15 protein-coding genes are annotated in these 18,262 nt (G+C 49.0%); 12 read left to right on the top strand and 3 right to left on the bottom strand.

Annotation, left to right across the window (positions count from 1 at the left end; translation table 11 throughout):
• Nucleotides 1-43: 43 nt before the first annotated feature.
• The 8 genes from WC734_03610 to WC734_03575 all read left to right on the top strand — a co-directional run bounded on the left by WC734_03610 (nucleotide 44) and on the right by WC734_03575 (nucleotide 9,166).
• On the top strand, nucleotides 44-772 hold the full coding sequence (locus WC734_03610) for a YebC/PmpR family DNA-binding transcriptional regulator (protein MFA6198209.1): 729 nt from the start codon (nucleotides 44-46) through the stop codon (nucleotides 770-772).
• Entirely contained in the window at nucleotides 769-1,263 is a 495-nt protein-coding gene (gene ruvC / locus WC734_03605) for a crossover junction endodeoxyribonuclease RuvC (protein ID MFA6198208.1), read from the top strand. The genes WC734_03610 and ruvC overlap by 4 nt, the downstream gene beginning before the upstream one ends.
• Nucleotides 1,264-1,288: 25 nt before the next feature.
• On the top strand, nucleotides 1,289-2,773 hold the full coding sequence (locus WC734_03600; GenBank protein ID MFA6198207.1) for a glycogen/starch synthase: 1,485 nt from the start codon (nucleotides 1,289-1,291) through the stop codon (nucleotides 2,771-2,773).
• Nucleotides 2,773-4,002 (top strand): hypothetical protein, encoded by a 1,230-nt coding sequence (locus WC734_03595; GenBank protein MFA6198206.1) that lies wholly within the window; start codon nucleotides 2,773-2,775, stop codon nucleotides 4,000-4,002. The genes WC734_03600 and WC734_03595 overlap by 1 nt, the downstream gene beginning before the upstream one ends.
• A 60-nt stretch (nucleotides 4,003-4,062) precedes the next feature.
• Entirely contained in the window at nucleotides 4,063-5,388 is a 1,326-nt protein-coding gene (locus tag WC734_03590) for a UvrB/UvrC motif-containing protein (GenBank protein ID MFA6198205.1), read from the top strand.
• A 376-nt stretch (nucleotides 5,389-5,764) separates the two neighbouring features.
• Nucleotides 5,765-6,751 (top strand): phosphotransferase, encoded by a 987-nt coding sequence (locus WC734_03585; GenBank protein ID MFA6198204.1) that lies wholly within the window; start codon nucleotides 5,765-5,767, stop codon nucleotides 6,749-6,751.
• Between the two features lie 5 nt (nucleotides 6,752-6,756).
• Nucleotides 6,757-8,214, top strand: a complete 1,458-nt coding sequence (locus tag WC734_03580; protein ID MFA6198203.1) for a glycogen synthase — start codon at nucleotides 6,757-6,759, stop codon at nucleotides 8,212-8,214.
• Between the two features lie 4 nt (nucleotides 8,215-8,218).
• Complete coding sequence (locus tag WC734_03575) at nucleotides 8,219-9,166, top strand: DUF4931 domain-containing protein (GenBank protein ID MFA6198202.1); 948 nt, start codon at nucleotides 8,219-8,221, stop codon at nucleotides 9,164-9,166.
• 63 nt (nucleotides 9,167-9,229) lie between these two features.
• Here the strand turns inward: WC734_03575 and tyrS are convergent, their stop codons facing one another.
• A complete protein-coding gene (tyrS, locus tag WC734_03570) occupies nucleotides 9,230-10,423 on the bottom strand; it encodes a tyrosine--tRNA ligase (protein MFA6198201.1) in 1,194 nt (397 codons plus the stop codon).
• Between the two features lie 80 nt (nucleotides 10,424-10,503).
• On the opposite strand from tyrS, the gene WC734_03565 reads away from it, so the two are divergent.
• On the top strand, nucleotides 10,504-13,380 hold the full coding sequence (locus tag WC734_03565) for a PBP1A family penicillin-binding protein (GenBank protein MFA6198200.1): 2,877 nt from the start codon (nucleotides 10,504-10,506) through the stop codon (nucleotides 13,378-13,380).
• Nucleotides 13,381-13,425: 45 nt separating this feature from the next.
• Here WC734_03565 and WC734_03560 read toward each other — a convergent pair whose 3' ends face one another.
• Complete coding sequence (locus WC734_03560; GenBank protein MFA6198199.1) at nucleotides 13,426-14,241, bottom strand: tyrosine-type recombinase/integrase; 816 nt, start codon at nucleotides 14,239-14,241, stop codon at nucleotides 13,426-13,428.
• 391 nt (nucleotides 14,242-14,632) lie between these two features.
• Between WC734_03560 and WC734_03555 the strand changes: the two genes are divergently transcribed.
• The gene (locus WC734_03555) at nucleotides 14,633-16,180 is read left to right on the top strand and encodes an NAD(P)-dependent oxidoreductase (protein ID MFA6198198.1); all 1,548 of its coding nucleotides are present in this window, start codon (nucleotides 14,633-14,635) and stop codon (nucleotides 16,178-16,180) included.
• Nucleotides 16,181-16,517: 337 nt separating this feature from the next.
• Here WC734_03555 and WC734_03550 read toward each other — a convergent pair whose 3' ends face one another.
• Nucleotides 16,518-16,817: a hypothetical protein gene (locus tag WC734_03550; protein ID MFA6198197.1), complete on the bottom strand. Its 300-nt coding sequence runs from the start codon at nucleotides 16,815-16,817 to the stop codon at nucleotides 16,518-16,520.
• Nucleotides 16,818-17,257: 440 nt separating this feature from the next.
• On the opposite strand from WC734_03550, the gene WC734_03545 reads away from it, so the two are divergent.
• Nucleotides 17,258-17,683, top strand: a complete 426-nt coding sequence (locus WC734_03545; GenBank protein ID MFA6198196.1) for a HEPN domain-containing protein — start codon at nucleotides 17,258-17,260, stop codon at nucleotides 17,681-17,683.
• The coding region (locus tag WC734_03540; GenBank protein MFA6198195.1) for a hypothetical protein at nucleotides 17,662-18,262 on the top strand (601 nt) is incomplete at its 3' end. The genes WC734_03545 and WC734_03540, both read left to right, overlap by 22 nt.

The following is an 18,262-nucleotide window of genomic DNA, read 5'->3' as shown; positions in this document are numbered from 1 at the left end:
TTCCACTGCTAATTAATGCTGTCACTACATCTCAACACGCACTATGTCCGGTCACTCCAAGTGGTCACAGATTAAAAGACAGAAAGGCGCTGCTGATCAAAAACGGAGTGGCGTTTTCACAAAATTAAGTAACGCCATTGTAGTCGCAGTCAGAGAGGGCGGTAAAAATCCGGATATGAATGTGCGTTTGCGTCTGGCCATTGATAAGGCGCGCGAAGCCAACATGCCCAATGATAACGTCGAGCGGGCAATCAAGCGCGGCGCCGGCGAGTTAGGCGGCGCTATGATTGAATCGGTGACCTACGAGGGTTTTGGCCCAGCTGGTAGTACGTTGATTATCGAAGCGCTGACTGACAATAAAAACCGCGCCGCCAGTGAAATCAGGTCCACTCTAGCCAAACACGGCGGCCGCCTGGGTACGCCCAATACGGTGCGCTGGCAGTTTGAAACACGCGGATATTTTGAAATACTGGGCAGTGAAAACATCGGTCGCAGCCCCGAAGACATTGAGTTGGCTTTAATCGAAGCCGGAACCGATGATATTGAACCCACCGATTTGGGATTTGAGGCATTTGTAAATCATCACAACTTCACAACCGTACGCGACGCCATTACCTCGAGTGGTATCAAGCTTAGCACAGCCGAAATTCGGCCCATCCCCACTACCCCAGTGGTTTTGTCAGAAGCCGACCAAGCCAAACTGCTCAGTTTGATGGGTGAGCTCGACGATTTATCGGACATCGACGCAATCTATACCAACGCCAACGTATGATTATTCTAGGACTTGACCCAGGTTTTGCACGCTTAGGCTACGGCGTGGTCAAGAAAACTGGCAATACGATCCAGTTTCATGCCGCCGGTGTTATCACCACGACTACCCGAGAAACTTTTCCCCAAAGACTGATTACCATCCGACAAGAACTGCGGCAACTAATCAAGAAATTCCGTCCCGACCAAGTAGGCATCGAACGATTGTATTTTTTCAAGAATGTTACGACCGCTTTCGGTGTTGGTCAGGCCATCGGCGTTATCACCCTTACCTTGGCCGAAGCCAAGCTGCCCACCACCGAACTGACTCCGCTTCAAATCAAATCAATTCTAACCGGTTATGGCCAGGCTTCTAAACCGCAAGTACAAAAAGCGCTGCGGCTGATATTCCGACTCAATCGCGCACCCAAACCAGATGACGCCGCCGACGGCTTAGCGTGTGCCTACTGTGCCGCCCTCGGATCAATGCGACCACAAATCAAAAATTCTAAATAATCATCTCACATTACATCGATCTCATATGGCCTCGACACCAAAACAATTAAAAATTGCCTCCATTTCGGCGGAAGTCGCCCCATTTGCCAAAGTCGGCGGCCAGGCCGACGTGACCCGTTCCCTGCCTAAGGCGTTGAAACGACTGGGGCACGACGTGATTGCTATTATGCCACTCTATGGCACAGTAGATATTGAAAAATACCACCTGAAAAAAATCGCCGAAGATGTGTCGATCCAGGTTGACGACGCCACTGTCCGAAAAGTGAATTTTTGGGTGGGCGAACTAATGCCCGGCCTGCCGATATATTTCGTTGATCATTATCACTACTTTGGCAGCCGGAAAGAAATATACGGCTCAAAGTACGACAACAAACGGTTTTTGTTTTTCAGCCTGGCCGCCCTCAAGCTTTTAACCATCATCCAATTCAAACCCGATATTGTCCACTGTCACGAGTGGCATACTGGGTTGATTCCGTACTTTTTAAAAAAGCGCTTCGCTGATAACGAATTTTATCACGACATTGCCAGCCTATACACTATCCACAATCTCACTTTCCAGATGGGTAAAAATTGGTGGGACGTGCCGCCAGATAAAAAAGATTTTGGCCATTCACGACTGCCAAAGTTTTCCGACAAGGAGGCGCTGGAGAATATCAATTTCGCCAAACGAGGAATTATGTATGCCGATATAATTAACACCGTATCGGAAAAATACGCTCAGGAAATCCTAACTAAGGAATTCGGCCAGGATTTACACAAAATACTCGAAGGCCGCAAGGATCGGGTATTCGGAATTGTTAACGGGATTGATTATTTTGATTTCAATCCTGCTACCGATCCTGGATTGCACCGCAACTACGACTTTAATAATCTGAGCCGAAAGGGCAAGAATAAGTTATTTCTACAGAAACTCATGGGCTTACCGGAAACTTTGGAAGTGCCGATGATTGGCAGCGTGGGTCGCGTGACCGAGCAGAAAGGCTTTGACCTGATCATGGACATCATCGAACCGCTGCTGCGCCAAAACTTACAGATTGTTCTGGTGGGAGACGGCGCCAAGAAGTACGAAAGCTTTTGGCGCAAGATAGCCAAAGAATATCCAAAAAAGGTTGCAGTTCATTTGCAGTTTGATACCACCAAAGCCAGTCAGATTTATGCCGGTTCAGATATGTTTTTGATGCCGTCAAGATTTGAGCCCTGCGGTTTAACGCAATTGATCAGTTTGCGCTATGGCTCGGTGCCAATTGTCCGCTCGGTCGGCGGATTGGCCGATACGGTGTTTGATTATGATCCGCGCACCCAGCAGGGCAATGGTTTCGTGTTTCATCGCTACGATTCACGCGACCTGCTGGTAGCGATCACCCGTGCCACTGAGAGTTTCAAATATCACGACGCCTGGCAAAAATTGGTGGTGGCCGGAATGCAACAAAGTTATTCGTGGGAAATCCCCGCCCAGAAATACGTCGAACTATATAAGCTGGCCTGGCGGCATTCCCGGGAAAGTAAATAATGCCCAAACTACGCTGGCTAAACTTCTTTCATCTATATCAGCCGCCCCGGTGGCGCCCAGTGGTTGTTCGATTGGTCGCCCACCAGTCTTACCGGCCTTTTTTCCGCTATTTGAAATCTCATCCCGCCATTCGTTTGACACTAAACCTGTCGGGTGCGTTGACGGAGCAATTGGATCGCTTAGGTGAACGCGAAATCATTTCAAACGTACGCCTCTTGCTACGGCGCGGCCAAATCGAACTGACCGGCTCGGCCATATACCACCCGATCCTGCCCCTGATTCCAATCACCGAAGCCAGACGCCAAATAAAATTAAATACGGTCGCCAATCAAAAAGTATTCGGCGATTTGTATCAACCGCGCGGATTCTATTTTCCAGAAATGGCCTATAGCCAATCGGTTGCTCGGCTGGTCGCGCGTCTGGGATATACCTGGACAATACTCGACGAGATTACGGCCGGTCCAATTGGACGAGTTGATCCCGCGCGCCCCTATCGAATTGCTGGCTCAAAGTTAACGGCCATATTCCGTAATCGCTGGTTGAGCGACCTGTTCTTCATGACCGAGCTTAAAGACGCGCGCGCCTTCTGGCAACGGCGTGATGATGACCCCCGTACCCGCCGGGTATTGACCACCGCCTGCGATGGCGAAAATCTGGGACATCACAATCCCACTTTGCTCAAAACTTGGCATCAGCTGGTCAGCGATTCGAGAGTCGAGACAATGGCGATCAGCGATTGGCTGAAAAATAAACCAGTCCAAAATGCGATTAGTCTCCGGCCGTCCAACTGGGCAGCCCGAGAATCAGAACTGCGCGACCATCAACCCTACTTCTTGTGGCGGGATCCATCCAACCCAATCCAGCTAAACCAGTGGCGGATTACTAAGTTGCTGCTGAAGGCTGGTAACTCACCCCGGTTGACGAATGCCCATCGACAGCGCCTGGACGAAGTGTTAGCCTCAGATCAGTACTGGTGGGCATCAGCGTCCCCCTGGTGGGATACGCATATAGTTATTCGCGCCGCTCGTACCTCGGCCAATCTTGCTTCAAGACTTGCTCAATCGGGACACCTGACGCGCGCGCAGTACCTTGAAGTTCAACGCTTAACTATACACATTATTAATATTGTCCGTGATTGGCAGCGATCCGGGATTGCCCGCGAGCGCCACCAAAACTATCTCGCCGTCGAGCCGTACGCGCGATACTTCGGCGGACAAAAGGTGACTTAAACTATGTATTGGGCCAATTTTCTTCACATCTATCAACCGCCCACCCAAAAGCCTTTTTGGGTGAAAAAAATCGCCAATGAAAGCTACCGTAAAATCGTGGCTGGATTATTAAAAAATCCTAAGGCCAAACTGACCTTGAACATCAACGCCGTGCTGGTTGAGTTATTAAAGCGGGACGGCTGTTTCGACGTAGTGTTGGGCTTGCGCAAGCTATCCGAAAGGGGGCAAATTGAGTTTACCGATACCGCCAAGTATCACGCCTTTCTGCCGCTACTGCCCGAGAGTGAAATAATTCGGCAGATCAAGCTCAATCATCTGACCAACCGGAAATATTTTGGAAAATCGTATAACCCGGTGGGGCTTTTTCCTACCGAAATGGGTTATGCGTCCAAGCTAACTCGGGTGGCAAAAAAACTTGGTTACCGATGGATGATTGTCGATGAGCTGGCGCACCCAAATCATAAAGATATCAATCGCGATACAATATATAGTCTCAAGGGCGACCCTGATCTTTTCTTCTTTTTCCGCGAACGGGATATCAGCTTCCGGATCTTGTCCGCTCAAGTCGGTATCAGTGTTTTTTCCGGGCGGATGCTGGTTGACTTGCTGGGACCGCGCCTGAAAACCAAAAATTACATGGTGACTGCCATGGATGGTGAGACCTTCGGTCATCATCGCCCGGGCTTGGAACAGCTGTTATTTGATCTCTATAAAGCGCCCGAGATTCAAAGCGTTCAGCTCTCTGAATTGCCCGGACTATTCAGCAAAAGGGCCAGTATAACGCCGCGCGCTTCCAGCTGGGCCTTAATGCATAAAGATATCGAACGAAACACGCCTTACTCGCGCTGGGATGACGCCGGCAATCCGATTCACCGCGCTCAGTGGCAACTAACCTATCTGGCCATCAAATCGGTTAACAACCTAAAACCGGCGTCAAAGGCTTATGCTAAAGCCCGCACCGCCCTCGATCGCTCGCTGCACAGCGACCAGTACTGGTGGGCGTCGGCCTCACCCTGGTGGAGCATTGAAATGATGGAGGCGGGCGCCAAAGAATTGCGCGACACCATCAAACTTGTCCCCGGATTATCCAAATCTACTTACGCCAAAGCCGAATCGCTCTATCAAACGATTGTATTCACCGCGTTTGAATGGCAGCGCACTGGCATGGTGGAGAATCTGGCCAAACAGGCCGACGAAGACGTCACCCAGCGCATCACGGCCGAGATGCCCTACATCCCTTTGAAAGAATTTGAAACCATTGTCGGCAACCTGACTCGGCAAATGCTCCAGGCCGCCAAGAGCCGGGAGTACGAACGTGCCGCCCAGATCCGCGATCGCGTCACCGAGTTGAATGAGAAGAAAGCGATTCTGACGAAGAAGCATTAATCTATCACACGTCATTACACAAATAACCGTGGGCGAGGATGGTCATCCTCGCCCACGTTGATTCACAAAAGAAAAACCGGTTTCGCAATGAAACCAGCGCGGGTTTTTGTGCAAAGACGGCCCATGTCTTCACCCTTTTTTCAACGACGGGGCATGCCAAACCTTACTTTATGTGAGAGGAAGGCGGGAGCGGGTTTCTTGCGAAAACAACATTTACCGCTCCAACAGCTGCGTTGTCTAATATATCAAGTGGCACATTCACAAAAACCATATTTTACGTTATAATACAGTTACTTATTAAGGGGTTGCGCCACCCAAAGTCCGTTTCTTGGCGCCCTCAGCTTCCCGTTTATTAATTGATATTTGTTAATTGCTCATGTTTACCGCACTGAAAAAAGCTCGGATTCTAGCCGCCCGTGTGGAAATCCGTCGCGTCATCAAACGTTATAAATTGGAAGTTGCCAGCGTCGAGCGCAATGGCCCGCGTTTTTATGTCGCCCGCTGTCGATATCAAGGCCGGGTGGTAGTATTCAAGATCTGCCTGTTCACCGATCGGGTCGACCCGCGCACCAATGCCGGCTTGCGGCGCGAGATTATCACACTAAATTATTTCCATTCCATGCAAGATAGGTTTTTCGCCGAATCAACACCCGGCGTGCTGTTTTCCCAATCAACCGGGCGCACTTGGTACATCCGCGAATTTTTGGATGGACAAACCCAAAACATCCAACACAGCAACTTCATTTTCAAACCGGAGTTCTTCGCGCCCCATTCGATCGCTTGGATCGTCAAGTTCTTTGGAGGATTGCAGCAGTTATCGCGCCGTCTGCCGCCAAAACTGCGTCCGCTTTACGCCAAACACACTCTCAAGACCAACCTGGAGTTAATCGGCTGGCGGAAGGTGCCGGGTCTAATTGGAACCGCTGACGCCGCCGAACGCGTGATAAATTTTCTCAAATCCTATCATAAGGTATTCGACAATAACCAAACCGTAATCACGCATTACGAACCCTACGCCAGTCATTTCTTTCGACGTGGCTCGAGCGACTTCTATATGATCGATTGGGAGAATGTCGATTGCGGCACGCCGGCGCATGATGTATCGGTTATTTGGCACCGGGCTTTTATGCACCCGAAGTGGCAAAAAGCTTTATGGAGGGCGTTTCTCAAGGCCACACCCTATCCCAAGCAATTCGAAGAGCTCTTCAAAGTTGAGATCGTCCTGCAGTGTATTCACAATTTGGATTATTTCAACCGGACCACTATCCCGGCTGAGCGCCGGGTCAAACGTCAGGCCATTGCGTTTTATCGCCGGGCGATAAGCTTGGTGTTGGACGGCCAATTTAATAAACTTGTTAAATAGATTTCATGACTAAATCTATCTCGGTTGCCTTCGTCGCCTCAGAACTCACCCCGATCGCCAAGGTCGGTGGTTTGGCCGACGTGACCGGAGCATTGCCGCCGGCATTAAAAGAATTAGGTGTTGATATTCGTGTTATTCTTCCCTTCTATCAAACCATCGATCGCGCCAAATATCCTGTCAAATTAATCGCCCAAAAAATAACCGTACCGCTAGGTGAATCGGATGAGGCCGTATCGGTATACGAGATGCCCATACCCGGAACTGACGTGCCGATATACCTAATTGAAAATGGGGCGTATCTCAGCCATGGGGATATATATTTTGAACGTTCGGCTTTTGCCAGCCGTTTTGTTGAGTTTCAGCGCTTCCTGTTCTTTGTTCGTTCGGTTCCGCGGGTATTCAAAGCGCTGAATTGGCAGCCCGACGTGATTCATTGTCAGGACTGGCAAACCGCCATGTTGCCCTCGTTTATGTCGATTGATAACCCGGACTCAACCACACCTTCGCTATATACCATCCACAATATTGCCAATCAGGGCGTCTGGATCAAGAGCGAAGTACTGAATTGGTTAGGCCTTACTGAAGATCAGCTGCCCACATTCAAAGTTAGACCGGACAAAGTCAACATCATGCAACAAGGCATTATCAACGGCCAACTGATCAATACGGTCAGCCGCACCTACGCCAAAGAAATATTAACCCCGGAATACGGCTGCGGGCTGGAAGACGATTTACGTAAGCGCCGCCACGAACTGTCCGGCATCGTCAACGGCGTTGACCAAATAAGATTCAATTCGGCCACTGATCCGGAGATTGTAAAAAACTTTACGGTCGAATCGCTGGACGATAAGGCAGTCAACAAACAAGCGCTGCAAAAGTCCTGCGGCTTGGCGATTAATCCTACGGCGCCTTTGTTCGGTTTGGTTACCAGACTGACCGACCAAAAAGGCATTGAATTGATCGCAGAGGTGTTGCCCAAACACCTGGCTGCCGGCGCTCAATTTGTCGCGTTGGGACAGGGCGGGGAAAAATACGAAACCATGTTGCGCGAACTGGCTAAAAACTTCCCCCAGTCTGCTTCGGTCACGATCGGTTTCAACGCTAAGCTGGCTCAGGAAATCTACGCCAGCAGCGATTTCTTTTTAATGCCGTCCCGGTTTGAGCCCTGCGGTTTAGGCCAGCTGATCGCTATGCGCTACGGTACCATACCAATTGTCCGGGCTACCGGCGGCCTGAAAGACACCGTTACCGATCGCCAGGAATCAAAATCAGCTGGCAACGGGTACGTCTTTGCCGAGTACACGCCAGCGGCGTTAGAAGTTGCCGTGAGTCGGGCTATTACCTTATACCACCACGATCCGGCAGCCTGGCGGCACTTGCAAATTATGGCCATGCGCTTCGACTCCTCGTGGCATAAGGCGGCGGAAGAATATTTACAGCTCTATCGAAAACTAGTACAGTAACAGCATGCTCAAAGAACAAAAATCAGAAATAAGAGTAAATTACATTCATAATCAGACGGTCATTATCGCGCCGGGCCGTTCCAAGCGTCCGCACAATTTCAATCCGGCCGTTCCGCACGTAGTTCATAAAAAAGACTGCCCCTTCTGTCCCGAGGCTATTGACGCTCAAAAGGCACTGGTCACGGTTGGCCGTAAACCTTGGCAAATAAAGGTGCTGCCCAACAAGTACCCGATTGTGTCGACTGATAACCCGGCCGTGTACGGCCGCCAGGAAGTCGTGATTGAGACTCCGGAACATGACGTCGAGTTAGCCGAATTGGATGTGGATCGCATCACCGGCATCCTGGGCGTCTTCGCCCAGCGTGTTCGTGTCCTGGAAAAAGACAAGCGGATAAACTATATCCTGGTATTCAAAAACAATGGCGGTAAAGCCGGCGCCTCGATTGATCATGCTCATTCCCAGATTTTTGCCACCGAGTTTCTGCCGCCCCACGTCCTAGGCAAGCTCAAACGAGCCGAGGAATACGAAATCCGGCGCGGCGTTTGTTATTATTGCAATCTGATCAAATCGGAGATGAAAGGTCCGCGCTGGATTAGCAGCGACACATTAACAGCTGCTTTTACACCCTACGCCTCTAGTTATAATTACGAAGCGTGGGTTTTCCCGCGCCGACATGTCGATAATATCACCAGCCTAACCAAGCCCGAACTGCACTCAATGGCGCATACTCTCAAACGAATCCTCGGACGGCTGAACGACATCAATATTCCCTACAACTTTTACCTGCACCAAGTGGTACATTACAAATACGAACACCTCTATCTGCGGGTTTGTCCGCGCCGAGATACCTGGGCCGGCCTGGAACTTGGCTCACGCCTGATCGTCAACACTGTCCCACCCGAAGAAGCGGCCAAGTTCTATCGGGCATTGCCGAGGAAACGACGAAAATAATTACACCCACATTATACAACGTAGGCGAGGATGATCATCCTCGCCTACGTTTATCTTATTACTCTACCCAATCTTGAAAAACCGCCGCTTGCCGACCTGGAACACCGTGCCCGTCTTCACCGGCCAGGGGTTTTTCCAATCGGTTAATACTACACCATCAGCTTTCACGCCGCGCTGTTTCAGCAGGCGCCGCGCTTCGCCTTTGCTGGCGGCCGTCTTGGCTTGGACGAGCAAATCGGGTAGGGATATCTTCTTAACTTTCACAGTAATGGCCGGCACTTCGGTTGGTGCTTGTCGATCTTTGAACACGTGGTCAAATTCAAGCGCGGCTTCTTTGGCCGCTTTGGCGTCATAGTATAGCGCCACAATTTCAGACGCCAGCTTGGCTTTGAGGTCGCGCGGGTTGACACCGGCCTTGAGCTGTTTTTTTATCAGTTCAATTTTTGACAATGGCATCCGGGTGGCCAATTCAAAATAGTGCGGGATAATCTCGTCCGGTATCGACATCACCTTGCCGTACATTTCGGCCGGCGCCTCGGTTAATCCGATATAATTTCCCAAACTCTGACTCATTTTCCGATGCCCGTCGGTACCGACCAACAGCTTCATGGCGATAATATCCTGGGGTTCCTGGCCGGCATCCCGCTGTAACGTTCGCGCCTGTAATTCGTTAAAAGTCTGGTCGGTGCCGATTACCGTGACGTCAGATTGGAGCATAACCGAATCATAGGCCTGCAAAATCGGGTAGACCGGTTCGTGATAGCCAATTTCCTTATTTTCTTTAATCCGGCGCTGAAACATATCCCGCTCCAGTAATCGAGCGACGGTGAACTTTGACTGCAGTCTTAATAGTTCTTCGGCCGACATCTTGTCATACCATTCTGAGTTGCGGCGGATTTCCGTCTTCGACATATCCAGCACCCGCCCGATCTGCTTGATGTAGCTCTGGGCCGCCACTTCGACGTCAGCCTGACCGCGCAATAGCCGGGTTTGTACCTTGTCGGTCGGATCGCCAAAACGACCGGTAAAATCACCGACCAGAAAAATCACTGTGTGGCCCAGCTCTTGAAAAGCTCGCAGCTTCTGGTAAACCACCCCGTAACCCAAGTGCAGATCTTTGGTGGTTGGATCAACACCGTGCTTAATACGCAATGGGCGGCCGGACTGGAGTTTGTAACGCAGGCTGGTGGCGTCGATCACGTTCTCCACGCCCCGGCTTAGCAGGTCTCTAATTACTGAGTCTTTGGGTTTCGTCATATTTTCATTATAATCGACATTTGGTATAATGACAAAGTAGCCGGTGAGTTTTCTGTTTAACTTTTCCGCCCTAATCGAACATGCCCATTCCCCAGCTTAGCCATCGCTACGCCATGTCCTGGCGCCACCATTCCAGCCCGGCCGAACGTCCGGCTTCGGAATCGAGTACGCCCAAACCCAAATCCACCCGCCGACGCTGGCTGCGGCGGTTATTGGTCGTAGCCGTAATACTAATTGGCATCGGATTAATCGGGGCGGTCGGTGCCTTTGCGTGGTACAGCCGCGATCTACCCAATCCGGACAAGTTGCTGACCCGCAACCTCGCCCAAAGCACACGCATCTACGATCGCACCGGCCAGACCGTGCTATACGAAATACATGGCGATGAAAAAAGAACCCAAATAAACCTAGAAGACATACCGGATAATCTTAAGAACGCCACCATCACCACCGAGGACCGAAACTTTTACAAGCACGGCGGGATCAGCTGGACCGGCATTATTCGGTCGGTTGTCAGAGACGTATTCTCGGGCAAGAAGTCGCAGGGCGGCTCGACCATCACCCAGCAATTTATTAAAAATGCGATTCTGACATCGGAAAAAAGTTATACTCGAAAAATCAAAGAGGTGGTGCTGGCTTACCAGATTGAAAAACGGTTTTCCAAAGATCAGATATTGAAAATGTATTTCAATGAGATACCTTACGGCTCAGTGGCGTATGGCGTCGAATCGGCCGCGCAGACCTATTTCGGGAAAAACGCCAGAGATCTAACGCTGGCTGAATCAGCCGTCCTGGCCGCCCTGCCGCAATCGCCTACTTACTATTCACCTTACGGCAGCCACGTTGATGAATTGATAGGCCGACAAAAGTACATCCTTGACCAAATGGCCGAGCTGGGTTACATCACCCAGGACCAAGCCGCTGAGGCCAAGAATGCCCCTATTACGTTTCGAACCCAGCAGGCTTCGATCGCGGCGCCACACTTTGTCATGTACGTGAAAGAATTATTGACCCAGAAGTATGGTGAAAAAATGGTCGAACAGGGCGGCCTCAAGGTAATCACCACCCTAGACATCGACAAACAGAAGGTGGCCGAGGAAGAAATCACCAAGGGCATGGACAAGGTCAAAAAATACGGCGGCTCCAACGCAGCCCTGGTTTCGGCCGATACCAAGACCGGGCAGATACTGGCCATGGTCGGTTCGGCTGATTATTTTGACACCGCCAACGATGGCAATGTGAATGTGGCGATCCGCGACCGCCAGCCCGGTTCATCTTTTAAACCGGTGGCCTACCTAACTGCCTTTACCCGCGGATATACCCCCGAGACTATGTTGTTTGACGTCAAAACTAATTTCGGCGGCGATCCGGCTTATATCCCCAGCAACTATGACGGCAAGGAGCACGGCCCGGTTTCTATGCGCCAGGCGCTGGCTGGATCGTTGAATATACCCGCCGTGAAGACGCTCTATCTGGCTGGCATTAACAATACCCTGGACATGGCGCACCAGCTGGGCTACACCACCCTGAATGACCGCGAGCGCTACGGCTTGTCTCTGGTGCTGGGCGGCGGTGAAGTGAAACTGCTGGATCACGTTGGCGCCTATGCCACATTCGCCCGCGAAGGCGTGCGCCACCCGATGACGGCCGTGTTGAGCGTAGAAGATAAAGACGGCAAGATGCTCGAGCAATTCAAACCCGAGGAAAACCAGGTATACGACGAACAATCCGGGCGTAAATTAAATAGCGTGTTGTCTGACAATGCGGCGCGGTCATTTATCTTCGGCGGTCGCAATTCGCTCACCCTGTCCGATCGGCAAGTGGCCGCCAAAACCGGCACCACTAACGACTATCGCGACGCCTGGACACTGGGCTATACGCCATCGATCGTGACGGGCGTGTGGGCAGGCAATAACGACAACACCGTCATGAAGAAGGGTGCCGACGGTTCGGTAGTAGCGGCCCCGATCTGGCACGGATATATGGAACGGGTTCTCAAGGGCACCATCGCCGAGACTTTCAAAACGCCTACTGCCGATCCGATCAAAAAAACCATGCTGGGCGGACAGATCGACCAGGTGACCACTTACAAAGTCGACAAAATCACCAAGCGCATTGTTCCTGATTCATGTCTCAAGCAGTATCCGGCGGATTATATTGCCACCCGGACATTCAAGGAAGCGCATACAATTTTGTACTATGTCGATAAGGACAAACCGCGCGGCGACGTGCCAAAGAACCCGGCGGCCGATCCGCAGTTTCAAACCTGGGAAGCCGGCGTGCAAGCGTGGGCGAACGGCCAACCCGACTATATTACCGCCCAGCACGCGCTGCCGTACGAAAGTTGCGACCTGCGTAAAGGCGGCACACCGCAACCCCTGGGCGTCACCCTGACCGCACCGGCCAACAATGCCCGAGTTACTACCTCGCCGCTCACCATCACGGTTCAAATCGGCGCCGATGTATCGGTTGATACCGTCACCATATTCATTGACGATACCCAGATCACCAGCCTGACCGCCGCGCCCTACACATATAATTACGACATTAGCGGCAAGCCGAACGGCTTCTACACCATCCGCGCGTCGGTCAAGGACAAAAACGGCACCGTCACCGATCAGACGGCCACTATCAATCTGCTGCTGTCGAGCGATAGTTCCAGCTACTCTTTTTCAACGCCGACTAACAATCAATCGGTTTCGGTTAGTGGCTTCCCCCTAACTATTTCCGGCAGCGCGGCCAGCCCTAAGGGTATCAAAGAATTAAAACTCTACGCCCAGCAGTCGGGTAGCGAGGCGGTTTTAATTCAATCCGGCATCGTCGTAACCAATGGAACATTTTCCACCACCTGGCCAACCGCGGCCGCGGCCGGATCTTACCGGTTATACTTAGTGGCGACACTGAACGACGACACCAGCGAGGAAAGCGACTCGATACAAATTACATTAACACCGTAATCAAATAGCTCGTTGTGGGATTTAGAGATAGTGTCCGACCGCTCGTTAACCGAGCGGGCTTTTGATTTTTTTCAACATCGGATTAGTCACTTGGGTATATAGCTGGGTGGTTCGAATGTTTTGGTGCCCGAGTAATTCTTGGACATAACGCGTGTCCACTCCGTTTTCCAACAGGTGGGTAGCGAAACTATGCCGCAGACTGTGAAACGTTGCCGGCTTACTTACGCCTGATTTCTCTAGAGCGTGATCAAAAGTCTTTTGCGCTGTCCTGGTAGTTAATCCGCCACCCTGTTCACTTCTAAAAACATATTCGGAGCCGTCCCGATCGGCTATAAGCTCGCGCATACCCGCCACCAGCGTACTAGGACATACACTGATCCGATCCTTGTTGCCCTTGGCTTGCTTAATATGGATCGTCAGTTCATTGAGATCAATGTCGTAAATCCGCAACGCGACCACCTCACTGACCCGCAGGCCGGCTCCATAGGCCAGAGCCAAAAGCAGACGGTGTTTAGTGTTTGATGTTGAGTTCAATATAACATCAATCTCCGATCGAGAGAGGACGACCGGCAGGTACCGGTTTTTCTTCGCCGATCGTATCTCAAACCTGGGGGTGGTTTTCATAACATCCCGGTAGTAGAACTTTATCGCACTTAGAAACGTATTCCTGGTCTGGGGAGACGACCCCCGGCTGGCCAGATGCGCGAGAAAGCTTTTTATGCTGTTTTCATCATAAGCTCTAATATCCACTACCTTGTATTCAAAATATCTCCTTAGCCCACACAAGTAGATCGTTATCGTTTTGGGGCTAAAGTTGCGCATTTTTAACTCTTTTTCCGTTTGTTCGAGCTGAATTTGCATAGTCATACAATAAAATAACGGGTAAGATTTCCCGTCACCCATAAACTAGCATTATTAGTAAAAATATGCAATAATTGGGGCATATTATACTTTCAGTTCGTATAAGACCTAGTTGTGGCGAAATCGCTTCGCTCCTCGCCACAACGGGCCGCTCCTGCCGTCGCTGTTCTGCTCGTCGCTAGTCGCGACATCGCACAACAGCGCCTATGCGGACATGCCCGTCACCCCGCAGAGCGTGGCTCCGGACACGTCGCATCAGGCGCGGCCCGTTAGCTGACATATTCCTTTTCTTTTTCCGGGCTGCTGCCCGGAGTGTGTAAAAAATCTTTCAAATTTCTTTTTCATTAAGGAGAGGGGAAATATGATAAGATTCGTTAATAATTACTCGCTTGTGAACAATCCACTAAAAAATAAATTCAACAAAGTTGTCGTGTTGGATACTGTCATTTTCTATCCTGAGCATGAAGCTATTCTCAAAGAATTAGTAAAAAACCCCAAAATTGAAAGGGTACCTTTGGAGTACAACCAAAAAGAGAAAAACTGGGAATTGCCTGAAAATTACAGAATGCCTGAAGATGCAACGATTATTATTTGGCCATCCTCTCTTCCTGAAAGTTTTGATGGTATAACGCCAGAAATTCATGAAAAGCTAAAAACTGCATATTGTTACGTCGAAGAAGGATTGCGCGACAATATCCCCGCCCAAAATTTATTAAATAGAATTGGAGACGCTGATTGTGTTATTACATGTTGGACTGCAATTCCAGATGTAGTCTTGGAAAAAATAAAACCCAAGGCGATTATTACCTGGACTCATGAGTACGAACACAGACTCAACGTTACTAAAGCTCACGAAAAAGGTATTTATACTGCTTCTGTTGATGATTATGGAACCGATGCTGTAGCAGAGCTAGAATTAAATATGTTGTTAGAATTAATTGAACGAAACAAGAAAACAGACCAAAAAGCAAAAACAGAGGAAGACTATACGATCGGCGTCTTGTTAGAACTTTTTCGACACTACAGAAAGACATATATCAATGAAAAAAATACCAGGAAAGGAAAATTCTCTCATCAGTTCCACAAAATCGGCCGGTCTCTTAAACACTACGGAGATTTTACTGGAAAATCACTAGATGATGTGGTACCTCCAAAATTACTAGAGGGCAAGAATATTGGCTTTTTCGCTCCTGAAAAAAATTTAAATCACCTTATAGAAGTTCTACAGAACGGATTTGGTGTGAATGTTGCTGTCTATAAGAATATGGATTCGCATTTTGCTGGATTTTATAAACTCTTATCCCTCAACGATATAGTCATATTTGATTCAAAGAAAATTGATACCATAACCCTTGATAAGATAAAAGTAATAAAAAAGGGGCTTGCAATAGACCTTCAATCATTATCCCATTTTAACGAAACGTTGAAAAATAAGATTCTTGGTGTTATCGGGCTAGGAAGAATTGGCAATAATGTCGCTAGAATTGCGGCTATTTGGGGGATGAAGGTTTGTTATAGTGGGACAGACAAAAACAACAAATATGAGCATCTTGATTTAGATGATCTTATAAAGAACTCAGATATTATTTCCTTGAATGTAAAGGCTCACAAGGCGAAAAATCTGCTATCGAGAGACAAAATCCAAATAATTAAGACTGGTTCATACTTTATTAACACAAGCGACGGCAATGCTCTGGATCAATCAGCATTAACAGAACGAATGCTAAGTAATGAGGTATACTGTGGGCTTGATGTTTACCCGGGTCTACCAACGACAAAAACAATGTGTCTTGATAATTATATTAATGGTAAATTACAAAACCAATTAGCAAACCATGTTTTGACCTACAGAGCAGGCTGGGGAACACAAGAATCAATCAAAGTAAAAACGTACAAACTTCTTGGACACATGATTAGGGTTTTATCTGAATCTCAATGAGTGTTTTGGTCGCCGGGCATTCACCCCTTTTATTCCCCTCTGCCCGTCGCCCAAAAACGGAAAAAGAAATTTGAAAGATTTTTTACACACGTTCTCTTGCTAGAGAACAAAAGAAAAAGAATACGATCAGCTAACAGCGTATATCTGCCATGCGCTGCCGCGGCACAGCAGATGATACGCAAACGTTATATGACATGGCTGAAGGTATTCGCCACATCATATAACAGCGGATATGAGACTCCGGGGAATGTGATTTTTGAAAATGTTAAAAGACCTGGCGATGGATTCCCTGAGATGGGTTTCCACGAACCAGGTCTTGGCTGCCCCCCGAAGGCGACTAGCTTGCGCAATGTGGATGCTCACCGTAGTTGGCGAGCTTACTCCGTTCGCGCCAGTCGTGGGCGCAGAAGGGGCAGGTAGCCGGATCGATCCCGGTAGCGAGCGACGGCGGCGTATGCGAGGCGTTCATGTCGATGGCGCCTTGGTAGGTATGAGCGGTGCTCCGCTCCAGGTTTGCGGCCTCGTATCCGGCATTGTAGAACGGCTGGTACAGGATAGGGGTGGCAACCAACAAGATGAGTGTGATCGCGCAGGGCAAAGCCGCAACGGCGAGCATGAGCTTCTGAAACCTGTTCATTGGTCCCTCCGTGTTCACTTACTTGGAACAACTCCAAATAAGGATGTTCAATAATACCGCAATTAAACTATAATGTCAATAGTGGGGGTAATCGTCAAAAAATCACATTCCCCTCCGTCCAAATTGCTGCTCCGTTCCGGCGGGGCGTATAATGATACCGCCTCCACTCCGCAGCAACTTCTCATATCCGCAAACGTTGTGGCGAAATCGCTTCGCTCCTCGCCACAACGGGCCGCTCCTGCCGTCGCTGTTTGCGCTCGTCGCTAGTCGCGACATCGCACAACAGCGCCTATGCGGACATGCCCGTCACCCCGCAGAGCGTGGCTCCGGGCACGTCGCATCAGGCGCGGCCCGTTATATGGCATGTATGTTTTCCCTTCAAAGAAAAATTTCAAGAATGTGATTTTGTGTCTAAACATGGTTGGTACAAGAAAAGATAGATGATAAAGTACGACGATCTAAAACTTATTGCTGAAACACGGCTGAAGGAAGCTAAGGCGCTGAAGAAAAGTCGCCTTTACGACGGCGCTGCTTATATTTGTGGTTATGTTGTAGAGACTGCACTGAAAGCAAGAATTTGTAAAAATCTCAAGGTTAAGGAATATCCCGATGATGGTAAAGAGAAACAGATATTTTCTTCGCATGATTTTGATAGATTATTACTCCTGTCTGGTTTACAAAACAGTATTAGCCTTGCAAATCGACGAAACAAAAAACTATTTGAGAATTGGTCACTTCTTACAAAATGGAAACCTGAGCGAAGATACACATTAGGTGAATACGGTAAAAAGGACGTGGAAGAATTGCTAGTTGCTTTAGAAGTTGGGAAGTTTGGATTTTTTTCATGGATAAAGAAACGATGGTAGATAAATTGAAAAACCTAATAAAGCAAATCGAGAGACAAAAAGGTCCCATTAGTTTGTTTATGCTTTGGAAGGACGTTCAGGATATTTCAAAGTGGTCGGTGGTAATTAGCGCACCATGGTTAGATAATATGGGACAAAGAGAGGCTGTAGATTATTGGATAAAACATTTGCAGCTTACCCTAAACAACACGGAGTTAACGGAAATCATTCGCGTCAGTGTAATCAAGACAACAGATAATTTTGTCACATTCTTAACTCGTGCGCTAAATATTACTGATGGCGCTGTCAGATTTACAAGAAGCCAAGTCGGTAATTACTACATCAATGACGCTATTATTTTTGAAGCTAAAGGACTTCTAACTTCTAATACCCCATTTGTATCTCGAAGTCGCAACCCCATAATCAATCGCACTATTAATCCAAACCTCAACCGGACGATTAATCCAAACTTGAATCGCACTATTAATCCAAACCTCAACCGGACGATTAATCCAAACTTGAATCGCACTATTAATCCAAACCTCAACCGGACGATTAATCCAAACTTGAATCGCACTATTAATCCAAACCTCAACCGGA

It is taken from the genome of Patescibacteria group bacterium, assembly GCA_041661625.1.
Lineage (GTDB): Bacteria > Patescibacteriota > Patescibacteriia > JAHIZJ01 > JAHIZJ01 > JBAZUB01.
This window is presented reverse-complemented; position numbering and strand designations above follow the sequence as displayed.

What these genes read in the sequence shown, in the direction of transcription:
- WC734_03600 (MFA6198207.1), top strand. Translation starts at nt 1,289, where the DNA reads ATGGCCTCGACACCAAAACAATTAAAAATTGCCTCCATTTCGGCGGAA.
- WC734_03585 (MFA6198204.1), top strand. Translation starts at nt 5,765, where the DNA reads ATGTTTACCGCACTGAAAAAAGCTCGGATTCTAGCCGCCCGTGTGGAA.
- WC734_03550 (MFA6198197.1), bottom strand. Translation starts at nt 16,817, where the DNA reads ATGAACAGGTTTCAGAAGCTCATGCTCGCCGTTGCGGCTTTGCCCTGC.
- WC734_03575 (MFA6198202.1), top strand. Translation starts at nt 8,219, where the DNA reads ATGCTCAAAGAACAAAAATCAGAAATAAGAGTAAATTACATTCATAAT.
- WC734_03580 (MFA6198203.1), top strand. Translation starts at nt 6,757, where the DNA reads ATGACTAAATCTATCTCGGTTGCCTTCGTCGCCTCAGAACTCACCCCG.
- WC734_03560 (MFA6198199.1), bottom strand. Translation starts at nt 14,241, where the DNA reads ATGCAAATTCAGCTCGAACAAACGGAAAAAGAGTTAAAAATGCGCAAC.
- WC734_03565 (MFA6198200.1), top strand. Translation starts at nt 10,504, where the DNA reads ATGCCCATTCCCCAGCTTAGCCATCGCTACGCCATGTCCTGGCGCCAC.
- WC734_03595 (MFA6198206.1), top strand. Translation starts at nt 2,773, where the DNA reads ATGCCCAAACTACGCTGGCTAAACTTCTTTCATCTATATCAGCCGCCC.
- WC734_03545 (MFA6198196.1), top strand. Translation starts at nt 17,258, where the DNA reads ATGATAAAGTACGACGATCTAAAACTTATTGCTGAAACACGGCTGAAG.
- ruvC (MFA6198208.1), top strand. Translation starts at nt 769, where the DNA reads ATGATTATTCTAGGACTTGACCCAGGTTTTGCACGCTTAGGCTACGGC.
- tyrS (MFA6198201.1), bottom strand. Translation starts at nt 10,423, where the DNA reads ATGACGAAACCCAAAGACTCAGTAATTAGAGACCTGCTAAGCCGGGGC.
- WC734_03610 (MFA6198209.1), top strand. Translation starts at nt 44, where the DNA reads ATGTCCGGTCACTCCAAGTGGTCACAGATTAAAAGACAGAAAGGCGCT.